Origin of the sequence: Hoylesella marshii DSM 16973 = JCM 13450, assembly GCF_000146675.1 — a bacterium.
In the GTDB taxonomy this organism is placed as follows: Bacteria; Bacteroidota; Bacteroidia; order Bacteroidales; family Bacteroidaceae; genus Prevotella; species Prevotella marshii.
Genome location: NZ_GL397214.1, coordinates 2,058,885 through 2,067,603, shown reverse-complemented (window position 1 = coordinate 2,067,603; position 8,719 = coordinate 2,058,885). Strand labels below are relative to the sequence as shown.

Sequence of the window (8,719 nt, the reverse complement as noted above, 5' to 3'; positions counted from 1 at the left end):
GCCGGCGACAAACTTTTTCTGAACGATGGAACCAACCTGCTGCAAAGTTCGCGTGATAACCTCGGCACACAGCTCGTTGGCGGCGTAACCAAAGTACCCACGGCCAGCTTTTGGTTTGCCGGAACCTTCAGCAATCCCACCTACCCTCTGCGCTACACAGGTAAAAACGGCACGAAAGACAAAGTGACCATCGCCGCCACGCAAACCCAGACCCTACCTGCCGATGCCTCCCACATCGGCGAGAGTGGCGACTGCGGAACGGCCACAGCCACAAAGAGCGGCAACCACTACGACTTCACCCTCTCTCACAAAGCCGCCTACCTCACGTTCGTACCTTTCACTTCAGAAACCGGCTTAGTTGGCAGCAAACTCTCTAAAATCAAGATAACTGCCAACAAGCCCTTAGCAGGCACATTTGGCTTTAGCGACAGCGGTATCGACACCGGCACTACGCCTACATCACCCTCGAATACGATAACACTCACCGTGCAAGGTGCTGACGGAACAGGCTTCCCTCTTGCCGCAGCAGCCTCGCCAAGCGATAACTCTGCTACCATTGTTTTGCCTCCGGGCACTTACAGCACGTTCGACATCGAATACACCGTAACCCATCCCGTTACTCACTTTCCCGGCACAGCAACTGTTCACTACACGGCTATCAGCTTTAACGAAGGTAAGAACAAGAAGCTGGCACCTGATGTAGTCAATGCCGTGTTCCCCGCCCGTTATCTCTTCAGCGACGGCACTACGGGTACATTTGCCGAGATTGGGTCGCGCACGCCCATCGGATTGGTGTTAGAAGAAAAGACGCCTACTAAAGACGGAACAGCCATCGCATTAGATTACGCCAAAAGTTCTATGTATCCCCTGATGCAGGGAAAAAGCGGGGACAGTAATTTCTTATGGAGCAAGCGAAGCGGTGTCAGACAAGATAACTCTGCCATTTATTCTAACTCTCCAACATCTGCAACCGATATGGATGGTTATAAATATACGTGGGAAGCATCAGGAAGTACCGATGGAACCATCAAAGGCAACAGCCTCGACTTCCCCGCATTTTATGTAGCCGGGCACTGGGGCGATTATTTGGCAGCAAACGGTATCACCGTGTCAGGGTCGATGGTGGGTCGCAAATGGTATCTGCCTGCCCTCGGCGAAGTGTTGAAATTCAGAAATGTATTCGGCGGTTCTCTTCCGCTACAATCTGATTGGAATGCTACTGGGGTAATCAGCCCGACTGAAATGGCAGCGATTGATGCTGCATTCACTGCTGTTGGTGCCACTGCTTTTTCTACAATAACCAACCCCGATTGCGCATGGACGAGCACAGAGACAAACGAGTATCATAATAATCCGATAAGTTACTATGTCGAAAATATTGGCTACGACAATGCTTCATGGAAAGACGACACTAATTGGTTTAAGGTTGTTGCCTTTGTCCACTTCTAACTTTGTTCTGAAGTCGTTATGCCAATGATGACAGGAAAAAAGTATTGATTATATCAAGACCTTTGTATAGATATAAGGAAGACAAAGGTCTTGATATAATCAACACGACGGCCTTAATATAATACGCGAATTCGGGATAAGCCTATTTGGACTGTAAGCCCTGCGAGCTCCATCCCTGCCTGTATTCTTATTTTGCTGTGAACATCAAAACGGGGGCTGCGCTATCCGCTCGCCCCCGTTTGTTATCCATCGCTCCTGTGGAGCTGAGGTTTCCTGCATACGCTTTGTGCGTCACATCTTTGTCATGATACCTTGCCGGGTCTGCTTTAGGAACTCAATGATGTTTCTTATTTCAGGACTGTCCGGCACTTGTTGCTCTATCTGTATGATAGAATCGAATACACTGTTCTGTCCGTGGAAAAGCAAACGGTAGGCGTTGGCAATGTGGTTTAACGTCTTTTCGGCTATGCCGTAAGAGCGGAGCAGGGTGCTGCTGACGCCGCCATAGGCAATGGGCTTGCCACCGGCGATGACATAGGGCGGCACATCTTTGGAGAAGGTGGTACCGGCTTGTATCATGGCACGCTCGCCGACGCGTGTGCGAGCATTCTCAATCACACTGCTGGAGAAGATAACCCCGTTGCCAATCTCACAGTCGCCGGCAATCTTGGTACCATAGCCGAAGACGCAGCCGTTGCCTACCTTGGTGTCGTGGGAGATGTGGGCACCCTCCATGAGGAAGTTGTCGTTGCCGATAACGGTTTGTCCTCCGGCATGGGTAGCACGGTTGACAACCACATTCTCGCGTATGGTATTGCCCTTGCCGATAAGGGTTTCTGAATGTTCGCCACAGAAATCGAAGTCTTGCGGTATCGCACCAATAACAGAGCATTGGTGCACCTTGTTGTCGGCACCCATGCGTGTGCCGTCGAGTATGCTTACGAAGGGATAGATGACGCAGTTGTCGCCTATTTCCACGTCGCCTTCGATGTAGACGAAAGGATATATTTTGCAGTTCTCTCCTATCTTTGCATTGGGAGATATTTCTGCCTTTGTGCTTATTTCGCTTGCCATATAGATACGGTATTTAGAGTTGTTGAGATATATGTTGTGGGTGCAGGCCTCATTTCGTGCCGCCGCCCAAGGCATAGTAAAGGTTGACCACTGCCTGCATCTTCGTGAAGTCGTCGGACACTTTGGCGAGACGTGCGTTGAGCAAGTTCTGCTGGGCGGAGATGACTTCGAAATAGGTACTGCGTCCCATCTGGAAGAGGTCTTTGTTGTAGTCCACGTTTTTTTCAAGGGTGACTACGCGTTGTGCTTCTATGCGGCTCTTCTCCTGAGAGGTGTTGTAGAGTACGAGGGCGTTGCTCACTTCACTGCCGGCCGTCAGCACCGCGTTTTGCCATGTGTTGTAGGCCTGCTCGTATTGCGCCTTGGCCACTTTCAGTCCGGCAATAATCTGTCCGCGTTGGAAGATGGGTTGCACCAAGCTCCCCACTGCCGAGAGTAGCCATTTACCCGGATTCACGATTCCCATGCCGCTGTTGTTGGTAAAGGCACCCGTTCCGGAGATGGTGATATTGGGGTAGAATCTGCTGCGTGCTGTTTGTATGTTGTAGAAACACTGCGCCAAGCTCATCTCGGCGTAGTGTACGTCGGGGCGGTTGTTGAGCATGTGGACGGCTACGCCCGTAGAAAGTTCCGATGGCAGTGATTGTTCTTCAAGTTTGCCGCGGGCTATATTCTGTGCGGGTTGTGCCAGCAAGAGGGAGAGCGCGTTCTCTGTTTCGCGGATTTGTCGACGCAAGTCGGCCGCCTGTGTCTGTACGGAGTAGTAGTTGGCTTGGGCACTTGCTACGGCAGTTTCTCTTGCGCCGCCCAATTCCTTTTGCAACTTCATCATCTCCCATGTATCCTTGGTGAGGCTTTCCATATCGGTGACGATGGCGAGCTGTCGGTCGAGCATAAGCAACGTATAGTACATGTTAGCCACATTGCTAATAACTTTTGTTTTTACTACTAATTGATAGTCGCGGGTAGCCATGAGTGCCATCTGCGAACTGCGCTTCTGCGAGAGCAGATTACCGAAGAGGTCTACGCTCCAACTCGCCGATACGGGCAGGGAATAGGTCTTTGTGGCGGGGTTACCGTCCCACGATGCGATGGTGCCTTGTGGGGAAAAGGTGAACGACGGAACAAAAGCTAATTTGGCTGCCATCAACTGACTTTCTGCCATCTTCACATTAAGGGCGGCACTTAGCAGGTTGGTGTTGCTGGTGAGTGCTCGGTCAATGAGTGTCTGTAGCTGCGGATCGGTGAAGACGCTACGCCAAGGCATATTGCCGAAACTCGCGGTGTCAGCTACTACGAGTGTATCCGTAGCCGATTGTACGTCGCGCACAAGTCCCTTCGTGTTTACGTCGGGGCGTTGGTATTTGTTATAGAGTCCGCAACTGCTCATCAAGACTGTTGCGCACACAATGATCATTATCTTTTTCATCTCTTTGTTACTCATCTGTTTTATGTGTGGTGGAACGATGTGCATATTGCTGCAACTCGGCCGTTACTTCCGGATTCTCTTCATCGTCGAATTCGATAGGCTTTATCTTCTCCTGTAAGTATTGGAAGATGACAAACAGTGCCGGTACAATGAATATTTGCAATACCATACCGATAAGCATACCGCCCACAGCTGCCGCTCCTAATGTTTGGTTTCCATTCTTACCCACACCGCTGGCAAACATCATCGGTAGCAGACCGATAACCATGGCCAAACCGGTCATCAGAATGGGACGCAGACGAGCTGTAGCACCGAGGATAGCACTGTACTTAATGGCCATGCCTGTGCGCCGACGTTCCAAAGCGAACTCTACGATAAGGATGGCATTCTTGGCCAACAGTCCGATAAGCATAATGAGCGCAATCTGCATGTAGATGTCGTTCTGATGCCCGAAGAGTTGAGTGAACACGAATGCACCGGCCAAACCGAATGGTAATGAGAGAATGACAGACAGTGGCAGCAGGTAACTCTCATACTGTGCTGACAGGATAAGATATACGAAGACAATACACATGGCGAAGATAAGACCGGTAGTATTGCTCGATTCTTGTTCCGAACGGGTAAGACCCGAGAAATCGTAACCATAACCGGCAGGCAATGTCTGTTGGGCTACTTCCTCAACGGCCTTAATAGCATCGCCGGATGAATAGCCGTCGGCAACCGTGGCATTTACACTAATGCTGGTAAAGAGGTTGAAACGGTTCACATTGGCAGGCCCGTAGACGCGCTTCAACGTACAGTATTCCGATATGGGCACCATGCCGGCGTTGGTACGCACATAGATATTTGTGAGGTCACCCGGTCGCATGCGGCTAGCCACATCGCCCTGTATCATCACACGATACAATTTACCGTAAGAGTTGAAGTTCGAAGCATACAGACCACCATAGTATCCCTGCAAGGTAGACAGTACCGTAGATGGCCCGATGCCGCTCTGTTTACATTTGGCTACATCCACATCTACCATGTATTGTGGGTAGTTGGGGTTGTAAGAGGTCATCGCCCGTTGTATCTCCGGGCGTTCGTTGAGCGCTTTTAGGTAGTCTTGCGTTACTTGGAAGAATTTATCCAATGAACCACCTGTCTTGTCCTGCATGGAGAAAGTGAGACCGTTGGCTGCGCTGAAGCCCGGTATCATCGGAGGTCCGAATGCCAATATCTGGGCACCCTTGATGGTAGATATCTGCTTGTATATCATACCGAGTACGGCCATGTTGCTCTTTGAATCTACGAAGAAGCGCATGATACCGTCGCCCTCCCACAGTCCGGCCAGCTTGTGGAAGAAGCCGCTGGGTCGTTCTTCAAAGGACTTTAACTTCACGATAAACGTAGCTTGGTCAGATCCCTGACCGGCAATAAAGTTGAAACCTACAATCTGTTGTCTGCTTTGGATAGCGGGGTTATGGGCCAGCATGGCATCTATTTGGTCGGTTACTTTCTGCGTCTCCTCCTGACTGGTTGCGGGTGGCAGAGAAACCGTCACGAACAATACACCGGTATCTTCATCAGGCACAAGACCCGTCTTCGTGGTGTTCATGGTGAAAACCAGTACTGCAATACCTACGACCACGCAAGTAATAGTAATGATACGATGCCCGATGATATTCTCCACACCTTTCTTATATTTATCCAACATTTTATTAAATGAGGTGTTGAATGCCGTATGGAATCTGTCAACGTAGCTCATGTGCCGTTCATGTCCCTCCGCATCGTGTGGTTTTAATAGGATGGCGCAGAGTGCTGGCGACAGTGTAAGGGCGTTGATAGCCGAAATCACAATAGACACGGCCATGGTGATACCGAATTCGCGATAGAATGTACCGCTGGTACCGCTGATAAACGATACGGGGATGAATACGGCCGACATCACAAGGGTAATGGAGATAATGGCACCCGATATTTCATTCATCGCATCGGTAGATGCCAGCTTAGCACTCTTATACCCTAAATCTAATTTGGCATGCACTGCTTCCACAACGACAATGGCGTCATCCACCACAATGGCAATGGCCAGCAGCAATGCCGAGAGTGTGAGTAGGTTGATAGAGAAACCGAATATCCATAAGAAGAGGAATGTGCCTATCAGCGACACCGGTACGGCAATCAACGGTATCAACGTGGAACGGAAGTCTTGCAGGAAAATGTATACCACGATGAATACAAGAATAAACGTAATGGCCAATGTCATCAATACTTCTTCGATAGAAGCGTATAGAAATTCGGTTGCGTCATAATTAATCTTATATTCTAAGCCTGGGGGGAATGACTTGGCCTGCTCCTCCAATACTTGCTTTACACCCTTGGCTATTTCATTGGCATTAGAACCTGCTATCTGCTGTACCATGCCCATATCCGAGGGCTGGTTGTTGTTTCTCTGCCCTACGGAATAGCCAAGTCCACCTAGCTCTATTTTAGCTACATCGCGCAAATGTAATGTTTGTCCGTTGGTAGAATTGCTGATGATAATGTCTTCATACTCTTTAGGAGTCTTCAAACGTCCCTTATAGCGCATCACGTATTCAAAGCTCACATCGCTCTGTTCGCCGAACTTACCCGGAGCGGCCTCGATGTTCTGGTCAGCCAGTGCGGCACGGATGTCGCTCGGAATAAGTCCGTATTGCTTCATCTTGTCGGGTTTCAGCCAAATACGCATAGAATAGGTACTCATACTGAAAACCTGTACGTTGCCCACACCCTGTACCCGTTTCAACGCCGGTACGATATTGATAGCATTGTAGTTGGTAATAAATTCCGAGTCGTAACGCCCGTCTTCGGTAGTGAGCGAGTACATAATCACATTACTTGATTGGCGTTTAGAAGTGGTTACACCTACTTGCGTTACTTCCGACGGTAGTAGAGAAGTCGCCTGTGACACGCGGTTCTGCACGTTTACAGCCGCCATATTAGGGTCTGTTCCCTGCTTGAAATACACTGTAATCTGCGCAAATCCGTCATTGGTAGCCGAAGAAGTCATGTACGTCATATTCTCCACACCGTTGATACTCTCCTCCAAAGGGGTAATCACCGAGTTAAGCACTGTCTGTGCATCGGCACCGGTATAGGAGGTAGATACGGAAATAGTGGGAGGAGCGATGTCGGGATACTGCTCGATAGGTAGCGACACCAGCCCTATCAAACCCAGTAATACGAGGAATACGGAGATAACCGTCGATAGCACCGGGCGTTCTATAAATCTTGTAAATGTCATATTCTATTGTCGTTTAAACAATTTCTATAATGATGGGATTATTTCTTCATGGCATCAATAAAGCCTTTACTTGTACCTTGTTTCTCGGCAAGTTTGGCCGCTTTTTTGATATTTTCCTCGTACTGTGCCTCAGTAATAGGCTTAATTTCCATGTCATCATTCAGCGTGGTCAGTCCCTTGGTCACGATTTTATCGCCTACTTTCAGTCCCCCCGTCACCACGTAGTTCTTTCCATCGTTTTGTTCATCCACGGTGATTTCGGTATATTTTACCTTGTTGTTGCCACCCACTACATAAACGAATATCTTGTTCTGTACCTCTGTGGTGGCATTCTGTGGAATCACAATCGCATGGTTGTTGATGCGGGGTACGATAATGGTGCCTGATGCACCGCTTTTCAGCAAGTGTTCGGGGTTGGGGAAACGTGCAATCATCGACACCGAACCTGTGGTGGCATCAATAACGCCACTTGCTTTCGTCACCTTTCCCTCGTGTGGATATATCGTTCCATCTGCCAATTGCAGTTTAACGGGCGGATATTTCTCTATTGCCGTACCAATGCCGCCGTCGGCTTTTGTCAGTGCAAGGATGTCTTTCTCCGTCATTGAGAAATAGATTTCCATAGAACTCGTGTTTGAAACGGTGGTCAACGGAGTGGCAATGGCGCTACTCACAAGTGCTCCCACCTTATAAGGCAAACTACCTATATAGCCGTTGGCTGGGCTGACGACATAGCAAAAGTCTAAATTCTGTTTAGCCGACAAATAGTTGGCCTGTGCCTGTGCTACGGCTGCCTGCGCTGTTTGATAGGTGTTTTTTGCGCTTTCCAGCTCGTAAGAACCTATCACGTTCTTAGCATATAGTTTCTGACTGTTATCATAGGTAAGTTTGGCTGTGTTCAATTGTGACTTTGCCGAATTGACTGCAGCGCGTGCCTGACGTACAGCAGCCTGATAGGTAACGTTATCAATCACGAAGAGCACTTGCCCTGCTTTCACGTACTGCCCTTCATGAACATTGAGTTTTGTGATAAATCCTGATACTTTCGGACGTATTTCCACGTCTTGCACACCCTTGATTGTAGCCGGATAGGTTGTTTGCAAATCCGTGTTTTGTGTACCTACTGTCATGGTAGGATACTCATTGTTCGTCATGTTGAGTTTAGAGTTGTTGCAGCCGACCAGCACCATGGCAGCCGTTGCCGCAATCAATAGAAAATGATTTCTTTTCATACCTATATAGTTAATGTATTTATTTCTTAATATATACTCGTTTATATCCTTAATGCCGAAGTGCCATAGATAACGCCCTCACTCAGATATTCATAAAGAAAACTTAGCAAAGTTGCATTAGTTTTAGGTTGCAAAGATACGCTATAATCCTGCAAATGGTACTTCTGTAAATATCTTTTTAACAATAATTATTTTAAATACACAGCTTGCCACGGTAGCATCCCAATGTGCTTCTTTCACTGCAATATGCGTTTGACTTGCCATAAA

General features: G+C 48.5%; 6 protein-coding genes. 1 reads left to right on the top strand and 5 read right to left on the bottom strand.

Annotated elements, in window-relative coordinates; all coding sequences use genetic code 11:
- Window positions 1-1,449: hypothetical protein (locus HMPREF0658_RS10705; RefSeq protein ID WP_006950190.1), on the top strand; the 1,449-nt coding region annotated here is incomplete at its 5' end.
- 291 nt (window positions 1,450-1,740) lie between these two features.
- Here the strand turns inward: HMPREF0658_RS10705 and lpxA are convergent.
- The 5 genes from lpxA to HMPREF0658_RS11920 form a co-directional block, all read right to left on the bottom strand.
- Window positions 1,741-2,523 carry an acyl-ACP--UDP-N-acetylglucosamine O-acyltransferase gene (gene lpxA / locus HMPREF0658_RS08505; protein WP_024990879.1) on the bottom strand — a complete coding sequence of 261 codons (783 nt, stop codon included), beginning with the start codon at window positions 2,521-2,523 and terminating at the stop codon, window positions 1,741-1,743.
- A 49-nt stretch (window positions 2,524-2,572) separates the two neighbouring features.
- A complete protein-coding gene (locus HMPREF0658_RS08500) occupies window positions 2,573-3,952 on the bottom strand; it encodes a TolC family protein (RefSeq protein WP_238305491.1) in 1,380 nt (459 codons plus the stop codon).
- A 7-nt stretch (window positions 3,953-3,959) separates the two neighbouring features.
- Window positions 3,960-7,220: an efflux RND transporter permease subunit gene (locus tag HMPREF0658_RS08495; protein ID WP_006950187.1), complete on the bottom strand. Its 3,261-nt coding sequence runs from the start codon at window positions 7,218-7,220 to the stop codon at window positions 3,960-3,962.
- Window positions 7,221-7,258: 38 nt separating this feature from the next.
- Complete coding sequence (locus HMPREF0658_RS08490) at window positions 7,259-8,452, bottom strand: efflux RND transporter periplasmic adaptor subunit (protein WP_006950186.1); 1,194 nt, start codon at window positions 8,450-8,452, stop codon at window positions 7,259-7,261.
- Between the two features lie 141 nt (window positions 8,453-8,593).
- A complete protein-coding gene (locus HMPREF0658_RS11920) occupies window positions 8,594-8,716 on the bottom strand; it encodes a hypothetical protein (RefSeq protein WP_262502310.1) in 123 nt (40 codons plus the stop codon).
- Window positions 8,717-8,719: the final 3 nt, after the last annotated feature.

Bases quoted from the DNA above. Each gene is read 5' to 3' on its own strand.
- lpxA (WP_024990879.1), bottom strand. From the start codon at position 2,523: ATGGCAAGCGAAATAAGCACAAAGGCAGAAATATCTCCCAATGCAAAG.
- HMPREF0658_RS08500 (WP_238305491.1), bottom strand. From the start codon at position 3,952: ATGAAAAAGATAATGATCATTGTGTGCGCAACAGTCTTGATGAGCAGT.
- HMPREF0658_RS08495 (WP_006950187.1), bottom strand. From the start codon at position 7,220: ATGACATTTACAAGATTTATAGAACGCCCGGTGCTATCGACGGTTATC.
- HMPREF0658_RS08490 (WP_006950186.1), bottom strand. From the start codon at position 8,452: ATGAAAAGAAATCATTTTCTATTGATTGCGGCAACGGCTGCCATGGTG.
- HMPREF0658_RS11920 (WP_262502310.1), bottom strand. From the start codon at position 8,716: ATGGCAAGTCAAACGCATATTGCAGTGAAAGAAGCACATTGGGATGCT.